The organism is Microcella alkaliphila, assembly GCF_002355395.1.
Classification (GTDB): domain Bacteria; phylum Actinomycetota; class Actinomycetes; order Actinomycetales; family Microbacteriaceae; genus Microcella; species Microcella alkaliphila_A.
On the sequence record NZ_AP017315.1, the window covers coordinates 278,154 to 292,647 of the forward strand.

Consider the following 14,494-nt stretch of genomic DNA (forward strand, 5'->3'; position numbering starts at 1 on the left):
GTATGGAGCGCGACATCGTGGTGGGGGCCGGCATTGCCGGCCTCCTCATCGCGCTGCGACTCGCCGAGGCGGGCCGCGCCGTGCGCCTCGTCGAGGCGCGCACCGGACTCGGCGGCCAGGTGACGGGTCACACGGTTGCCGGCATCGAACTCGACGCCGGCGCCGAGGCCTTCGCAACGCGGGGAACCGACGTCCCCGATCTTCTTTCCGATCTTGGCCTGGACGACCGCATCGCGAATCCCGCGCCCCTTTCTGCCTGGATGCACGGGGTCGACGGGCGCAGTCGCCCGCTTCCCGCCGCCAGCATCTTCGGAATTCCGAGTGCTCCGCTCGCGCGCGATGTCGCGGCGGTGCTCGGATGGCGCGGCGCGGCACGCGCGGCGCTGGAACCCCTCATACCCGCCTCACGCGGCGCCGCCGCGTCCACCGTGGGCGAGCTGGTGCGTACGCGCATGGGCACGGCCGTGGTGGATCGCCTCGTTGCACCGGTCGTCGAGGGCGTGCACTCCGAGCATCCCGATCGCGTTCCCCTGAGCGCGCTCGGGCGCGTTCCCGAGCACATGGCGCAGGGCGATTCGCTGACACGCGCCGTGCGCCGCGTGCGCGAAAACGCCCCCGCAGGCAGTCTCGTCGCCTCGCTCACGGGAGGCATGCGAACGCTCACCGACGCTCTGGCCGCACGACTCGAAGCTGCGGGCGTCGACGTCGTTGCCGAGACGCGGGCCACGGAGGTGACACCCGATTCGGTCAGGCTCGGCGGGGCGGGTTCGACACCGCGCACCGATCGCGGCCGCGTGATCCTTGCCGCGCCGGGACTCACCGGCTCGGCGTCCACCGCCACCCCGACCCACCTCGTCACTCTTGTTGTCGACGCACCATCGCTCGCGGACAACCCACGCGGCACCGGCCTGCTCGTCACACGCGGGGGGAGTGTGCGCGCCCGCGCCCTCACCCACGCCACCGCGAAGTGGCCGTGGCTGCGCGAACGGGCGCAGGGGTTCGAGGTGCTGCGCCTCAGCTACGCCGAACACGCCGATGTCGCCACGGCCCTCGCCGACGCGAGCGCGTTGCTCGGCACGCCGATCGACGGCCGGCAGCTCGTCGACAGCCGGGCCGTGTCGTGGACGCGCGCCGGGCGCGCGGAACCGCATCCGAGCATCCCGACGGTCGGCGAGCAGGTCGCCGGAACGGGACTCGCCGCCGTCATCTCTCACGCCGAACGCACCGCGAAGGAGCTCACCGAATGACCGACACCGTCGCCTACACCCTGTACGCCGTGCTGCGCCGCGACCCGCACCGCGAGGCGAGTGGCGCGGGCGTCGCCGAGGCACTCGCCGCCGTCGCCGAGACGGGCGTCGTCGTGCGCGGCCTCTACGACGTGAGCGGCCTGCGCTCCGACGCCGACATCATGGTCTGGATGCACGGGGAGAGCCCCGAAGCGATTCAGGCGGCCATGCGCACCATTCGTCGCGCCCCGCTGCTGTCGACGATGCTTCCGACCTGGAACGCGATGGGCGTGCATGTGCAGGCCGAGTTCAGCCGCAGCCACGCGCCTGCGTTCATGCTCGGCAAAGACCCGCTCGAGTGGCTCTGCGTCTACCCGTTCGTGCGCTCGTACGAGTGGTACCTGCTGCCCGACGACGAGCGCCGCGAGATGCTCGCCGAGCACGGCCGCAAGGGCAGCGCCTTCACGGGCGTGCTGGCGAACACGGTCGCGGCGTTCGCGCTCAACGACTACGAGTGGTTGCTCGGGTTGGAGAGCGACAATCTGTTAGACCTCGTCGACATGATGCGCGACCTGCGCTACACGGAGGCGCGACGCCACGTGCGCGAAGAGGTTCCGTTCTTCACCGGCAGGCGCTTCGCCGACGCCGACATCGACGCGCAGATCCTGGAGGTTGTGCGATGACCATTACGAACAACGGGCTCGGCCCCGACGGCAAGGCCGTCGTCGTCGACCTGAACGAGGGCCGCTACGAGGGCGAGCAGTTCGCCCGCGCGGCCACCGACACCGCGCAGTCGTTCGCCCTGCCGGGCCGCGTCGAAGAGGCGGTTGCGTACGACGCCGTGATCCTCGCCGGCTTCGGCGGCCCCGAGGGGCAAGACGACGTCATCCCCTTCCTGCGCAACGTCACCCGCGGCCGCGGCATCCCCGACGAGCGCCTGGAGGAGGTCGCGCACCACTACCGCCACTTCGGCGGCGTGAGCCCGATCAACCAGCAGAACCGAGAGCTGCAGGCCGCCCTGCAGGCCGAGGCCGACCGCCGCGGGCTCGGCATTCCGATCTACTGGGGCAACCGCAACTGGGACCCGTACCTGCCTGAGGCACTGCAGAATGCCTACGACGACGGCCACCGCACGATCCTCGGCCTCGCGACGAGCGCCTACTCGAGCTTCTCGAGCTGCCGCCAGTACCGCGAAGACTTCGCGAAGGCGCTCGACGAGACGGGCCTGTGGGGCCAGGTGCGCATCGACAAGGTGGCGCAGTTCTTTGACGCTCCCGGCTTCGTGCAGCCCTTCGTTGCCGGCGTCGTGGATGCGCTGCGCACGCTGATCGCGGAGGGCGCCGACCTGACGACGACGCGCGTCTTGTTCGCGACCCACAGCATCCCGACCACCGACGCGGAGCGCAGCGGACCGCGCGATGTGGACTGGGGCGAGGGCGGCGCCTACGCCGCCCAGCACCTCGCCGTCAGCGAGGTGATCATGCAGAAGGCGCTCGCCGAGCTGCGCGCCGAAGACGAGTACGCGAACCTGCCCGACGTCGAGTGGCAGCTCGTCTACCAGAGCCGGTCGGGCCCCCCGAGCCAGCCGTGGCTCGAGCCCGACATCAACGACGCCATTGCCGACCACGCCGCCGCCGGCGCGACCGCGATCGTCATCGTGCCCGTCGGCTTCGTCAGCGACCACATGGAGGTCATGTGGGACCTCGACACGGAGGCGATGGAGACCTGTGAGGAGCACAACCTCCGGGCCATTCGCGTTCCGACGCCGGGCGTCGACCCCGTGTACGTCAGCGGGCTCGTCGACCTGATCGAAGAGCGCCTGGGCGGCACCCCCGCGAGCGAGCGCGTCCGCGAGACCACGCTCGGCCCCTGGTACGACGTGTGCCGCCCGGGCTGCTGCGAGAACGTGCGCGCGGGTTTCAAGCCGGCGATCTCGGGCCTGCAGCCGTGAGTAAGGCCGAGTCCGCCCCGATCCGGCTCGGCACTCGCGGAAGCGCCCTCGCGCTCGCCCAGTCGCAGCGCGTCGCCGACTCGATCGCAGCCCGCACGGGCCAGCCGGTCGAACTCGTGCCCATCACGACCCACGGTGACACCTCGACGGCGTCGCTCGCGAGCATGGGCGGCGTCGGCGTCTTCGTCGCGGCGGTGCGCGAGGCGCTGCTCGCCGGCGACTGTGACGTGGTCGTGCACTCGCTGAAAGACCTGCCGACCACCCCGCACGACGGACTCGTCATCGCGGCCATGCCGAAACGGGCGGATGCGCGTGACGCGCTGGTCTCGCGCGACGCGGTCACGCTCGATCAGCTTCCCGACGGCGCGACGGTCGGCACGGGCTCGCCACGTCGGCGCGCCCAACTGCGCCGGCGCCGTCCGGAGCTCGAGATCGTCGACCTGCGTGGCAACGTCGACACCCGCATCGGGCGAGTGCTGGGCGACAAAGACGGTGTTGATGCCGACCTCGATGCCGTGGTGCTCGCGGCCGCGGGCCTCGAGCGCATCGGCCGGGAGGACGTGATCACCGAGCACCTCGGGATCGACGGTTGGCCGACCGCCCCCGGGCAGGGAGCCCTCGCGGTCGAGACGCGCGCCGACACGCGCGGCCCGCTGCGCTCGGCCCTGAAGAGCATGGACCACACGGCAACCCGCGTGGCCGTCGAGTCTGAGCGGGCCGTCTTGCGCCTGCTCGAGGCCGGCTGCTCGGCCCCGCTCGGCGCGCACGCGTTCATCGATGGCGGCATGCTCTTCCTCTCGGCGCGGGTCTACTCGCCAGAGACGGGGGAGCGCGTCTCGAGCGCCCACGCCCTGTACCTCGAAGACACGAAGACCCCGGCGGAGGACGCCGCCCAGCGCGTCGTCGACGAGCTGCTGAAGCAGGGCGCCGCCGAGCTCGCCCCGCTGGGAGGGACCCCGTGACCGACGCTTCCCGCGATCTTGCCCCGCACATCCGCCCCCGCCGCCTCAGGCAGTCGGCGGCGATGCGGCGCCTCGTCAGTGAGACGGACCTCCGGCCGCGCCACCTCGTGCTGCCCCTGTTCGTGCGGGAGGGGCTCGACGCCCCGCAGCCGATCGGCTCAATGCCCGGCGTCGAGCAGCACTCGCTCGACAGTCTTCGTCGCATCGCGGTCCAGGCGGCGGAGGCCGGACTCGGCGGCGTGATGCTCTTCGGCGTGCCGGCGACGCGCGACGCGATCGGAACGGGCGCGATCGACCCCGACGGCATCCTCAACGTCGCCACCCGCGCGATCGCGGCCGAAGTGGGCGACACGCTGGTCGTGCAGACCGACCTCTGCCTCGACGAATTCACCGACCACGGCCACTGCGGTGTGCTGGATGATCGGGGCCGCGTTGACAACGACGCCTCGCTTGAGCGCTACGCCGCCATGGCAATCGCCCAGGCCGAGGCCGGCTCGCAGCTACTGGGCTTGAGCGGCATGATGGACGGCCAGACCGTCGCCGTACGCACCGCTCTCGACGACGCCGGATTCATTGACGTTGCCCTGCTGGCCTACTCGGCGAAGTACGCCTCGTCGTTCTACGGGCCGTTCCGCGACGCCGTCGACTCGCAGCTCACCGGCGACCGCCGCAGCTACCAACTCGACCCGGCGAACGGGCGCGAGGGCGTGCGCGAGGCGCTCATCGACCTCGACGAGGGCGCTGACGTCGTCATGGTGAAGCCGGCGCTCGCCTACCTCGACGTGCTGCGCCAAATTGTTGACATCTCGACCGTGCCCGTCTGGGCGTACATGGTCTCGGGCGAGTACGCGATGATCGCCGCCGCCGCGCAGAACGGCTGGCTCGATGGTGACCGCGCACAGCTCGAGGCGCTCCTCTCGATTCGCCGCGCCGGGGCCGACGCCGTACTCTCGTACGCCGCGTTGGACCTCGCCCAGAAGGGACTCCTCTCATGACCCGCTTCATTTCGGGCCGCACCCCGACCACCAACGCCGAAGCGTTCGAGCGGGCTCTCGCCGTCACCCCCGGCGGGGTCAACTCGCCGGTGCGCGCGTTCCGCTCGGTCGGCGGCACGCCGGTCTTCCTGACGAGCGGTCACGGGCCGTACGTGGTCGATGTCGAGGGCACTGAGTATGTGGACCTTGTGGGGCAGTGGGGTCCGGCGTTGCTCGGCCACGCGCATCCTGACGTCATCGCGGCCGCGCGGGCGGCCGTCGAGAAGGGGCTCGGATTCGGCGCCGCTTCGACCGGCGAGGTCGAGTTGGCCGAGCTCGTGCTCGACCGCCTGACGCTGACCGGGCCGGACGGGGCCGAGCGCCGCGGCATCGAGAAGCTGCGGCTCGTCTCGACCGGCACCGAGGCGACCATGACGGCGATCCGCCTCGCGCGCGGCGCGACCGGGCGGCCGCTGCTCGTGAAGTTCGCCGGGCATTACCACGGGCACTCCGACTCGCTCCTGTCGGAGGCGGGCTCGGGCATCGCGACGCTCGGCATACCGGGCTCGGCGGGCATCACCCCCGAGACGGCCGCGCAGACGATCGTGATCCCCTACAACGACGAGGAGGCGCTCGCCGAGGTCTTCGCCGCGCACGGCGAGCGCATCGCCGCCGTCATCACCGAGGCGGCTGCCGCCAACATGGGTGTCGTGCCGCCGAAGCCTGGCTTCAACAAGTTGCTCGCCGACACGGCCCACGCGCACGGTGCCCTGCTGATCGTCGACGAGGTCATGACCGGGTTCCGCTCGACGGCCGCCGGCTGGTGGGGGCTCGAAGAGCGCGAGGGCGTGCCGTACGACGCCGACCTCATGACCTTCGGCAAGATCATCGGCGGCGGCCTGCCGCTCGCCGGCCTCGGCGGTCGCGCAGAGATTCTTGACCTGCTCGCCCCGCTCGGCCCCGTCTACCAGGCGGGCACGCTCAGCGGAAACCCCGTCGCCGTCGCGACCGGTGCCGCCATGCTGCGCGGCGCCGGGCCGGAGGTCTACGCGCACCTGCCGCGCGTGGCGCACGAGATTGCTTCTGGTCTATCCGCGGCGCTGAGCGCCGAGGGCGTCGCTCACGCGATCGCGTGGGCGGGCTCGCAGTTCTCGATCTTCTTCCGCGACACCGCGCCGCAGAATTACGCCGAGGCGCAGGCGCAGGACGTGTTCCGCTTCGGCCCGTACTTCCACGCGATGCTCGAGCACGGCGTCTCGCTGCCGCCGAGCGTGTACGAGGCGTGGTTCGTGTCGGCGGCGCACGACGAGCGTGCGATTGAGCGGGTGTTGGCTGCGGCGGTGCCGGCGGCGAAGGCTGCGGCGGCGGCGACGCCCAGCGTGTAGGGAAGAAGAAGCGCGGGTGGCTGGATAAGCGCTCCAAAGTGTCAACGTTATGTTGACACTTTGGATGTCGGTGGTTGACACTAGCTTCACGATGTGGAGATCAGGCCGAGCGCCCGAAAGCACGGCATCAGCGATGCCGACATTCGCCACGCAATTCGGCATCCTCGGGTCTATCGCGAGGTCGAGCGTGACGGCGACCCGCAGATTCTCATCATCGGCCCTGCCCACGACGGTCGCTTTCTCGAGATCGTCATTGTGCCGGCAGATGGCCCGACGAGGGTCATTCACGCCGACAACCTTCGACCGAAGTGGTACGACCTCATCTAGGTGGTGACAGCATGACGACGACGAAGAAGAACAGCACCGAGGCGTGGCTCGACGATCTCGACCTGACGCCGGAAAACATGCGTGACGGCAGTCATCTGGCGAGGGTTGGCGCTGCACTCGATGCCCTCGAATCTGCCGAGCGTGACCTCGCGGACGCGGTTGCGCGCGCTCACGCCGCTGGCGATTCGTGGGCCGCAATCGGGGCTGTGTTGGGCACGTCACGGCAAGCCGCGCATCGAAAGTTCGCGCCCTACGTAACGCAGAAGCGAACAGCGGGCTAGCGACGCGAAACGGCCGCCCTCCCCACCGCAGATGCGCGGGGGAGGGCGGCCGTTGTCGTGTGCGGCTACGGGTCGTTGACCCTGCTTGCTCAGCCGATCTCGGCGACGGCGGCGGCGAGCTGGGCGACGACCTCGTCGAGGCCCCACGGCAGCGAGAGCGCGGTGGGCGGCGAAACCGAGGCGATGAACTCTGTACCGACCAGCTGGGCGACGGCGCCGTCGGCAACGGCCGGGATCGCCTGGCCGTACGGGGCATTGAGCAGGGCCTGCGCCTCCTCGGGCGTCGAGCCGTAGACGACGAGCACGTCGCTGGCGAGCTCGCTCGTACGCTCGTACGACAGCGTGAAGAAGAACGGCGACTCGTCGGTATCGAGCTCGTCGACGGCGGGGGCGTTGACGAAGCCGAGGTCGAGCATGAATTCGACGCGCGGGTCTTCGTCGGCATAGACGTAGAAGACGCCGCCGACATCCCACGCGGTGGCGAGGCTGACGCCCCGGAATTCGGGGTTCGCCTCGGCGGCCGCCGCGAGCTCGGCGTCGATGCCGTCGAGCACGGCGGTCGCCTCGTCGGTGAGGCCCAGCGCCTCCCCGGTGATCGAGATGACGTCTCGCCACGGCGTCGACCACGGCTGGTCTTCGTAGGCGACGACAGGGGCGATCGCGCTGAGCGTCTCGTACTGCTCTTCCGTGATGCCTGAATAGTGGGCGAGGATCACGTCGGGGTCGGCCGCGGCGATGTCTTCGAACGGCACGTCTTCGCCGGTGTCGGGCAGTACGGTCGGGGTCTCGGCGCCCAGCTCGTCGAGGGCCTCGGCGATCCAGGGAAGCACGCCGTTCTCGTCGCCGCCGTACGCCTGGAAGGGCATCGCCACGGGCACGACACCGAGGGCGATTGCCGCGTCGGTGGCTCCCCAGCCCCAGGTGACGACCCGCTCGGGCGCCTCGGCGATCTCGGTCTCGCCGAAGGCGTGCTCGATCGTGACCGGGAAGGCGGCGGTGTCGGCCGCGGGGGCGGAGCCCGTGTCACCCTCGTCGGCGGGGGTGCCGGATGCGCATCCCGCGAGAACGAGGGCACTCGCGGCGGCGAGGGCGAGGGCGGGCAATGCACGGGCAGTCACGGTGCGCGAAGAGTGGGCGCGGGGCGCAGCGGGCATGAGAAAGAAGCTCCTCGAGGAGGGGCCGCAACGACGCGGCAGACTGGATTAGGTAAGGCTTACCTTACTATACGCGTTCCTGGAAGACAACCGCGGAGGAACCGAGGGAACTGGCGCGCGGCAGCACGACGGGGCGACCCGTGTCGGGGTCGGTCAAAATTCGCGCGTCGATGCCGAACGCATCCCGCACCGTTGCCTCGGTGAGTATCTCGCTCGCCGCGCCCTGCGCGACGATGCGGCCGTCGCAGAGCACGACGAGCTCGTCGGCGTAGCGCGCCGCGAGCGTGAGGTCGTGCAGCACGACGATGACCGTCATGCCGCGGTCGACCTCCGCGCGCAGCACGTCGAGCACCTCAACCTGGTGGGCGATGTCGAGCGCGCTCGTTGGCTCATCGAGCAGCAGGATGCGCGGCTGTTGTGCCAGCGCCATCGCGATCCACACACGCTGCCGCTGCCCGCCGCTGAGCTCATCCATGCGGCGCTCGGTGAGCGATGCGGCGTCGGTCGCGGCGAGGGACGCGGCCACGACCGCGTCATCGTCGCTCGAGCGGCCGCGGAAGATTGGCTGATGCGGGTAGCGGCCGCGGGCAACGAGCTCGCCGGCCGTGATGCCCTCGGGCGCGATCGGGTTCTGGGGCAGCACGCCGATCGTGCGGGCGAGTTGCCGGGCGGCGATGCGCTCGATTGGGGTGCCGCCGAGCGTGACCCGGCCGGTGTGCGCGGGCAGCAGGCGGGCGAGGCCGCGCAGCAGGGTCGACTTGCCGCTCGCGTTCGCGCCGACGAGCACGGTGAGGGCGCCGGGGCGTACCGCGAGGTCGACGCCGTGGACGACTGGGCGGTCTTTCGTGTAGCCGAGGGTGAGGTTCTCGGCGCGCAAGGCGGGCGCGGCCGCGGCGTGGGCGGCGGCGGGCGAGACGGGGGCGGTTGCGGTCATGCGCGTCCTTCCTGACGGGCGGCGCGGATCAGCAGCCATACGAGTAGCGGGGCGCCGACGGCGCCGGTGATGAGGCCGGCGGGCGGCTGCAGCGGGCCGGGGATGAGGTTCTGCGCGACGAGGTCGCTGGCGAGTACGAGCACCGCACCCACGAGGGCGGCGGTCAGTACGGCGGGTGCTCCGCCCCGCAGACGACGGGCGATTGGTCCCGCTACGAAAGCGACGAAGGCGAGGGGCCCCGCGACCGCCACCGAGACCGCGGCCAGCACGGTCGACGCGGTCACGGCGAGGATGCGCGTGCGGCGCGGGCGCGAGCCGACCGCCCTCGCGGTCTCGTCGCCCAGCAGCTGGGCGGCGAGGGCGCCCCGCCCGAGAACGGTGCCGATTCCGGCGACGAGGACGAGCATCCCGAGAGTGAGGGTTTCGGGGGCCGACGGCGAGCCGACGCTGCCGACGAGCCAGAAGTAGGCGGTGCCCGCCTGCTCGAGGCGGGCACGGGTGAGGGCGTAGCCGAGCACGCCCTGCGCGAGGAAGGCGACGGCGATCCCGACGACGACGATGCGGGTTCCGCCGAGCTGTCGGCCGCTCGCGGCGAGCACCAGCACGATGGCGACGGTGGCGCCGACGAGAGCCGAACCGGTGACGGCAAGCCCCGTGGCCCCCGTACCAATCGCGAGCACGGCGGCGGCGCTCGCCCCGCCCGTGACGCCGACGATGTCGGGGCTCGCGAGCGGGTTGCGCACGACCGACTGCAGCAGGGCGCCCGCCATGCCGAGGGCGGCGCCAACGACGAGGGCGAGCGTGAGGCGGGGCAGGCGCAACTCGCGCACGATGAACTGCGCTCCCCCGTCGGCCGTGCCCGCGAGCGCGGCAATCACCTCGGCGGGGGCGATCGCGACCGATCCGACGGCGAGCGCGGTGATCGCGAGGGCGACCCCGACGGCGGTGAGGATGCCCGTGGTGCTCGCCGCGCGCATCCGTCGTTCGCGTCGATTGCCGTCGAGCGCGCCGAGCGCGACGGCCGCGCTCATGCGGCGACCGCCCGTCGGGCGCGCACGAGGGCGATGAGCAGGGGCGCGCCGAGGGCGGCGATGACAATGCCGACCTCGAGCTCGCCGGGGGGTGCGACGAGGCGGCCGATGACGTCGGCGACGAGCACGAAGGCGGCGCCGGCGACGGCCGAGACGGGCATGAGCAGGCCGTGGTGCCCGCCGACGGCGGCGCGGGCGGCGTGCGCGCCGAGCAGCCCGACGAAGACGAGGGGGCCAGCGAGCGCGGTGGCGGTGCCGGCGAGCAACACGATCGTCACGAGGGAGCCGCCGCGAACGGCGCCGAGTCGGAACCCCAGGCCGCGGGCCACGTCGTCGCCGAGGGCGAGAGCGTCGAGCGGGCGAGCCAGCAGTGCGGCGACGACGACACCGGCAACGACGAGGGGCAGCAGGGTGATCGCGGCGTCGAGATCGCGGCCGGAGAGGGAGCCGACCGTCCAGAAGCGATAGCGATCGAGGGCCGCGGGGTCGCCAAGGAGCACGAGAGTGGTGAACGTCCCGAGTCCGGCGGTGACGGCGAAGCCGACGACGACGAGCAGCGCCGGGCTGGCGCGGTCGCCGGCCGCCCGGGCGAGCGCCCCGACGCCGAGGGTCGTGACGAGCGCGCCCGCAAGTGCCCAGACGGCGAGCCCGATCACGCCGGTCTCGCCCGCGAGGGCGATGCCCAGCACGACGGCGAACGATGCGCCCGCCGTCACCCCGAGCAGGCCCGGGTCAGCGACGGGATTGCGCGTGACGCCCTGCATCACGACGCCGGCGAGCCCGAGGGCGGCGCCGACGATGAGCCCGATAGCGGTGCGCGGCACGCGAAGGTCGCGAACCGCGACGGCGTCGGCGGGGTCGGCGAGGCCGCCCGGATCGGTGAGCGCGGTGATGACAGTGGAAAACTCGGTGGCGCGGGCGCCGAGCGCGAGGCTCAGCGCCACGGCGAGGGCGAGGCCGAGGCCGAGCAGGGCGGCGCCGCGCATGCGGGCCGCTCGCGAGCGAGTCGACGCGACGAGCTGTGGCGCCCGCGCCACACCGCTCTGCCGCGCCACCGAACTCGGCGCGGCCTCGGTCGGTGTCACTGCCCTTCGGAGCGACCCTCACGCCAGTAGCCCATGAAGGCCACGGCGCGACGGTTCACCCCGACGTCACTCACCAGATACCGGCGCAGCCGCTTGACCACTGCTGCCTCACCGGCGATCCAGGCGTAGAAGTCGTTGTCCCTCGGGTCGATAGGGCTGTCCCAGAGCAGCTCGGTGTCGACATTGATGTCGTCGAGTGTGTGAGGGGAGGCGTCGAGGGCGGTCGTGAGCTCGGCGCGGTGGCCGCCGACCCAGTTCTCCAGCGCGCGGTGGAGCAATTCCCCGCGGGGAGCGACCGCCTGGAAGCCCTGCGCGGTCTCGCAACCGGCGTCGCGGGCGAGCCAGGTGACGCGGTGCCGCGCCGTTGGCACGATGCGTTGGATGTCTGCACTCGACGCGACCTCAACGAATGCTTGCGCACGGATACCCGGCGCCAGCGATTCGAGGATCGACAGGATCGCGGGGGCCGCGGTCTCGTCTCCCGCGAGTAGCACGGTGCGAGCGTCGCCCGGACGCCAGTCGCATCCGATCAGCGGGTCGGCCGTGCGCGCGTCGGGCCCGACGATGAGGACCTCGTCGCCGGCCCCCACCTGCCTCAGCCAGCGGGCAGCGGGGCCATCGCCCCCGGGAGCAGGATCGTGCAGCACCATGTCGACGTCGAGGCGAGCGGCCGCGGAGTCGATTGCCCGAACGGTGTAGGTGCGGAACGCGGGTCGCTCGTCATCCGGGAGCGCACGCCAGCGGGCGTACCAGTCGCCAGTCAGAATCGCCGCGTCGTCGCCCTGACCCAGGTCAGGCAGGGCGCCGTCACCGGGGAACACAATCTTGATGCGTTGGTCGAGCCCCGTTGTACCGAAAACCTCGAAGTCATCCCCTGTGAAGCTCACCCGCACGAGATGACGCCCGATCGGAAGCACGCGCGAAACGCGCGCGGAAAAGGGGCGATAAGCCGGGTAGTTCAGGGATGCTTGGCGGTGGTCGAGCGCGTGACCATCCCGCATGGGTGAGGTAAGCATTACCTAAGTATGCCCTGCAGTGCCCCCGTACTGTCCAGTCCCACCCAGCGGGTAGCGTCTGGGAGTTGGCTCCACGAAAACCGCGGGCCAGGCGGGGCCCCGACTACGCTGGGCAGGTGTTTTCGGCCGACCGATCCGGCCGAGGAAGAGACGGAGGACACCATGCGCGGCAAGATCCTGTTCGCCACCGGCCTCGCCGTCGGCTACGTGCTCGGCACTCGAGCTGGTCGCGAACGCTACGAGCAGATCAAGAAGGCCTGCGACCGCTTCTGGGGCGACCCGCGCGTTCAGCGCCAGGTCGACAGGGTTGACGGCTACGTACGCGCGAAGGCCCCCGAAGTGGCGGAATTCGTCGCCGATGGCGCCAAGAAGGTCGTCACGACCGTCATGAACAAGACGGAGTCGGCATCCTCGTCGGGCGCTGCCGCCAAAAAGTCGACGGGGTCGGCCTCGACGAGCACGAAGAACTCGTCGTCGACGCGCAAGACGCCGGCGAAGCGCTCGACGACGTCGAAGAGCTCGGGTTCGCGCTCGAGCTCGTCGTAACCCGGGGGTCTCGACATGACGGATCCGTTGTCGACACCGCCTGTGCCGCCCCGTGAAGCCCGGCGCTCGATCGGCGCGCTGCTTGCCGACCTGCCCCGCATCGTGACCGAGCTCATCCAGGCCGAGATTGCGTCGCTCAAGGCCGAGGTCTCGAGCAAGCTGAAGTCGGCCGGCATCGGCGCAGGGTTGCTCGTCGGCGCAGGCGTCTTCGCGTTCTTCGCCACACTCGTGCTTCTGGCCGCCGCCGTGCTGGGGCTCGCCACCGTACTGCCCGCCTGGGCGGCAGCGCTCATCGTGGGGGGCGCCATTCTGCTGCTCGCCGGCATTCTCGCCGGAATCGGCATTGCTCAGCTGAAGCGCGGGCTGCCGCCGACGCCGACAGAGACGATGGAAAGCATCGCCGAAGACATTCGTATCGTGCGCGGAGAGTCGAAAGGATCATCGTGAGCGACAACCCCGCCCGCCGAGCCGATGAACTGCGCGCCGAACTTGAGGCGACGCTGAACGAGATCGACAACAGGCTGAACCCGCGCGTCAAAGGAGCCGAGTTCGGCCGCCGAGTGCGATCCGGCTACGAGCGCAATCCCGTGCCGTATCTGATCGGTGCCGCGCTGGCGACCGCGGTCGTCGTTGGTCTGGTCGCGTGGGCTATTGCCGGCGACGACTGAGGCTCCAGCATCCGACCCGCCGATTTGGGTTCCCCGCGAGAGCGGTTCATCATGGTAGGCGATGTCTTCACTTCGCGACGGGACCACCATCGAGCGCACGCCGACCGCTGCGCTGCCCGTCATTAAGCCCCTCCTCGGCTGGCGCGTGCTTGTGCCGCGCGGCGGCAAATGGGGCGACGGCATCGCCGCCCAGCTGCGATCGTTCGGGGCACAACCGGTCATCGCGCCGCTCATCAACTTCGCTCGCCCGGAGGACCCGGCGTTGCTGACCGCCGCGCTGGGTCGCCTGCGCGACGGTCACTACGACTGGTTGCTCGTCACCAGCGCCACCACAGTCGACGTGCTCGTCGGCCACGGCGTTCGTCCGCCCGAGTCGACCCGAATCGCCGCGGTCGGCGAAACCACCGCCCAGGCGCTTCAGCTTGCGGGCTATCGAGTCGACTTCGTGCCGAGCGACCATTCCGCGCGGGGGCTCCTCAAGGAGTGGCCCGGCGGCTCAGGCCTCCGTGCACTCTTGCCCCAGTCCGAGATCGCGGAGCAGGTACTGTTGCAGGGTCTGCTCGAACGCGGCGTCGATGCCGAGTTCGTCGCCGCCTACCGCACGGTCGGCGTGGGCGCTCCGCCCGAGGTCATTGCCGATGTGGCCGGTCGGCGCATCCGCGCGATCCTCGTCAGTTCCGGCAGCGTGGCCCGTCAGATCGCGGCACAGTTCAGCCCGCTGCCGAGCGAGGCTGTTGTTGTCTGCATCGGCCCGCGCACCGCGTTCGACGCGCGCGCCGCCGGTCTCACGGTTCACCGCATCGCGGAAGAGCGCTCGAGTGCATCGCTCGTGCGCGCTCTCGCAGAATTCGCGATCGATCCCCACGATGCGCACCCGCCGATGGTCAGCTAGCGAGCAGCGCGCGTAAGTCAGGGGCCGAGCGTGCGGTGCACGCCCGACCCATGAGGCCGGTG

The 14,494-nt window shown here is 71.1% G+C and carries 17 protein-coding genes; 12 read left to right on the forward strand and 5 right to left on the reverse strand.

From position 1 onward, the window contains the following. The first annotated feature begins 2 nt into the window (after positions 1-2). The 8 genes from CPY97_RS01300 to CPY97_RS01335 all read left to right on the forward strand — a co-directional run bounded on the left by CPY97_RS01300 (position 3) and on the right by CPY97_RS01335 (position 7,106). The gene (locus tag CPY97_RS01300; protein WP_096420148.1) at positions 3-1,247 is read left to right on the forward strand and encodes a protoporphyrinogen/coproporphyrinogen oxidase; all 1,245 of its coding nucleotides are present in this window, start codon (positions 3-5) and stop codon (positions 1,245-1,247) included. Then, positions 1,244-1,909 carry a hydrogen peroxide-dependent heme synthase gene (gene hemQ / locus CPY97_RS01305; RefSeq protein WP_096420150.1) on the forward strand — a complete coding sequence of 222 codons (666 nt, stop codon included), beginning with the start codon at positions 1,244-1,246 and terminating at the stop codon, positions 1,907-1,909. Before CPY97_RS01300 ends, hemQ begins: the two co-directional genes overlap by 4 nt. Further along, entirely contained in the window at positions 1,906-3,177 is a 1,272-nt protein-coding gene (locus tag CPY97_RS01310) for a ferrochelatase (protein ID WP_096420152.1), read from the forward strand. The genes hemQ and CPY97_RS01310 overlap by 4 nt, the downstream gene beginning before the upstream one ends. Further along, positions 3,174-4,139, forward strand: coding sequence for a hydroxymethylbilane synthase (hemC, locus tag CPY97_RS01315; RefSeq protein ID WP_096423260.1), 966 nt, complete (start codon positions 3,174-3,176; stop codon positions 4,137-4,139). The genes CPY97_RS01310 and hemC overlap by 4 nt, the downstream gene beginning before the upstream one ends. Continuing rightward, positions 4,136-5,134, forward strand: a complete 999-nt coding sequence (gene hemB, locus CPY97_RS01320) for a porphobilinogen synthase (protein ID WP_269457829.1) — start codon at positions 4,136-4,138, stop codon at positions 5,132-5,134. Before hemC ends, hemB begins: the two co-directional genes overlap by 4 nt. Then, positions 5,131-6,498 carry a glutamate-1-semialdehyde 2,1-aminomutase gene (locus CPY97_RS01325; protein WP_096420154.1) on the forward strand — a complete coding sequence of 456 codons (1,368 nt, stop codon included), beginning with the start codon at positions 5,131-5,133 and terminating at the stop codon, positions 6,496-6,498. Before hemB ends, CPY97_RS01325 begins: the two co-directional genes overlap by 4 nt. Before the next feature lie 93 nt (positions 6,499-6,591). After that, positions 6,592-6,825 carry a DUF4258 domain-containing protein gene (locus CPY97_RS01330; protein ID WP_096420156.1) on the forward strand — a complete coding sequence of 78 codons (234 nt, stop codon included), beginning with the start codon at positions 6,592-6,594 and terminating at the stop codon, positions 6,823-6,825. Positions 6,826-6,836: 11 nt separating this feature from the next. Then, the gene (locus CPY97_RS01335; protein ID WP_096420158.1) at positions 6,837-7,106 is read left to right on the forward strand and encodes a hypothetical protein; all 270 of its coding nucleotides are present in this window, start codon (positions 6,837-6,839) and stop codon (positions 7,104-7,106) included. A gap of 89 nt (positions 7,107-7,195) precedes the next feature. Here CPY97_RS01335 and CPY97_RS01340 read toward each other — a convergent pair whose 3' ends face one another. From CPY97_RS01340 to CPY97_RS01360, 5 genes are all read right to left on the reverse strand, one after another. Beyond that, complete coding sequence (locus CPY97_RS01340; protein ID WP_231923992.1) at positions 7,196-8,224, reverse strand: ABC transporter substrate-binding protein; 1,029 nt, start codon at positions 8,222-8,224, stop codon at positions 7,196-7,198. Between the two features lie 103 nt (positions 8,225-8,327). After that, positions 8,328-9,194, reverse strand: a complete 867-nt coding sequence (locus CPY97_RS01345; RefSeq protein ID WP_096420162.1) for an ABC transporter ATP-binding protein — start codon at positions 9,192-9,194, stop codon at positions 8,328-8,330. Further along, positions 9,191-10,225 carry a FecCD family ABC transporter permease gene (locus CPY97_RS01350; protein ID WP_096420164.1) on the reverse strand — a complete coding sequence of 345 codons (1,035 nt, stop codon included), beginning with the start codon at positions 10,223-10,225 and terminating at the stop codon, positions 9,191-9,193. Before CPY97_RS01350 ends, CPY97_RS01345 begins: the two co-directional genes overlap by 4 nt. Continuing rightward, positions 10,222-11,211 carry a FecCD family ABC transporter permease gene (locus CPY97_RS01355; protein ID WP_096423262.1) on the reverse strand — a complete coding sequence of 330 codons (990 nt, stop codon included), beginning with the start codon at positions 11,209-11,211 and terminating at the stop codon, positions 10,222-10,224. Before CPY97_RS01355 ends, CPY97_RS01350 begins: the two co-directional genes overlap by 4 nt. A 95-nt stretch (positions 11,212-11,306) precedes the next feature. Further along, on the reverse strand, positions 11,307-12,326 hold the full coding sequence (locus tag CPY97_RS01360; RefSeq protein ID WP_231923993.1) for a siderophore-interacting protein: 1,020 nt from the start codon (positions 12,324-12,326) through the stop codon (positions 11,307-11,309). Positions 12,327-12,488: 162 nt separating this feature from the next. Between CPY97_RS01360 and CPY97_RS01365 the strand changes: the two genes are divergently transcribed. The 4 genes from CPY97_RS01365 (at position 12,489) to CPY97_RS01380 (ending at position 14,432) form a co-directional block, all read left to right on the forward strand. Then, entirely contained in the window at positions 12,489-12,872 is a 384-nt protein-coding gene (locus CPY97_RS01365) for a hypothetical protein (protein WP_096420168.1), read from the forward strand. 15 nt (positions 12,873-12,887) lie between these two features. Beyond that, positions 12,888-13,319, forward strand: coding sequence for a phage holin family protein (locus CPY97_RS01370; RefSeq protein WP_096420170.1), 432 nt, complete (start codon positions 12,888-12,890; stop codon positions 13,317-13,319). Next, positions 13,316-13,540, forward strand: coding sequence for a hypothetical protein (locus CPY97_RS01375; protein WP_096420172.1), 225 nt, complete (start codon positions 13,316-13,318; stop codon positions 13,538-13,540). Before CPY97_RS01370 ends, CPY97_RS01375 begins: the two co-directional genes overlap by 4 nt. A gap of 61 nt (positions 13,541-13,601) precedes the next feature. After that, positions 13,602-14,432, forward strand: coding sequence for a uroporphyrinogen-III synthase (locus CPY97_RS01380; RefSeq protein WP_096420174.1), 831 nt, complete (start codon positions 13,602-13,604; stop codon positions 14,430-14,432). The last annotated feature ends 62 nt before the right edge of the window (positions 14,433-14,494 follow it).

Excerpts from the sequence above, each read along its gene's own strand:
- CPY97_RS01325 (WP_096420154.1), top strand. The coding sequence starts at position 5,131 with ATGACCCGCTTCATTTCGGGCCGCACCCCGACCACCAACGCCGAAGCG.
- CPY97_RS01350 (WP_096420164.1), bottom strand. The coding sequence starts at position 10,225 with ATGAGCGCGGCCGTCGCGCTCGGCGCGCTCGACGGCAATCGACGCGAA.
- CPY97_RS01300 (WP_096420148.1), top strand. The coding sequence starts at position 3 with ATGGAGCGCGACATCGTGGTGGGGGCCGGCATTGCCGGCCTCCTCATC.
- hemQ (WP_096420150.1), top strand. The coding sequence starts at position 1,244 with ATGACCGACACCGTCGCCTACACCCTGTACGCCGTGCTGCGCCGCGAC.
- CPY97_RS01365 (WP_096420168.1), top strand. The coding sequence starts at position 12,489 with ATGCGCGGCAAGATCCTGTTCGCCACCGGCCTCGCCGTCGGCTACGTG.
- CPY97_RS01380 (WP_096420174.1), top strand. The coding sequence starts at position 13,602 with ATGTCTTCACTTCGCGACGGGACCACCATCGAGCGCACGCCGACCGCT.
- CPY97_RS01370 (WP_096420170.1), top strand. The coding sequence starts at position 12,888 with ATGACGGATCCGTTGTCGACACCGCCTGTGCCGCCCCGTGAAGCCCGG.
- CPY97_RS01310 (WP_096420152.1), top strand. The coding sequence starts at position 1,906 with ATGACCATTACGAACAACGGGCTCGGCCCCGACGGCAAGGCCGTCGTC.
- CPY97_RS01360 (WP_231923993.1), bottom strand. The coding sequence starts at position 12,326 with ATGCTTACCTCACCCATGCGGGATGGTCACGCGCTCGACCACCGCCAA.
- CPY97_RS01355 (WP_096423262.1), bottom strand. The coding sequence starts at position 11,211 with ATGCGCGGCGCCGCCCTGCTCGGCCTCGGCCTCGCCCTCGCCGTGGCG.
- CPY97_RS01345 (WP_096420162.1), bottom strand. The coding sequence starts at position 9,194 with ATGACCGCAACCGCCCCCGTCTCGCCCGCCGCCGCCCACGCCGCGGCC.
- CPY97_RS01335 (WP_096420158.1), top strand. The coding sequence starts at position 6,837 with ATGACGACGACGAAGAAGAACAGCACCGAGGCGTGGCTCGACGATCTC.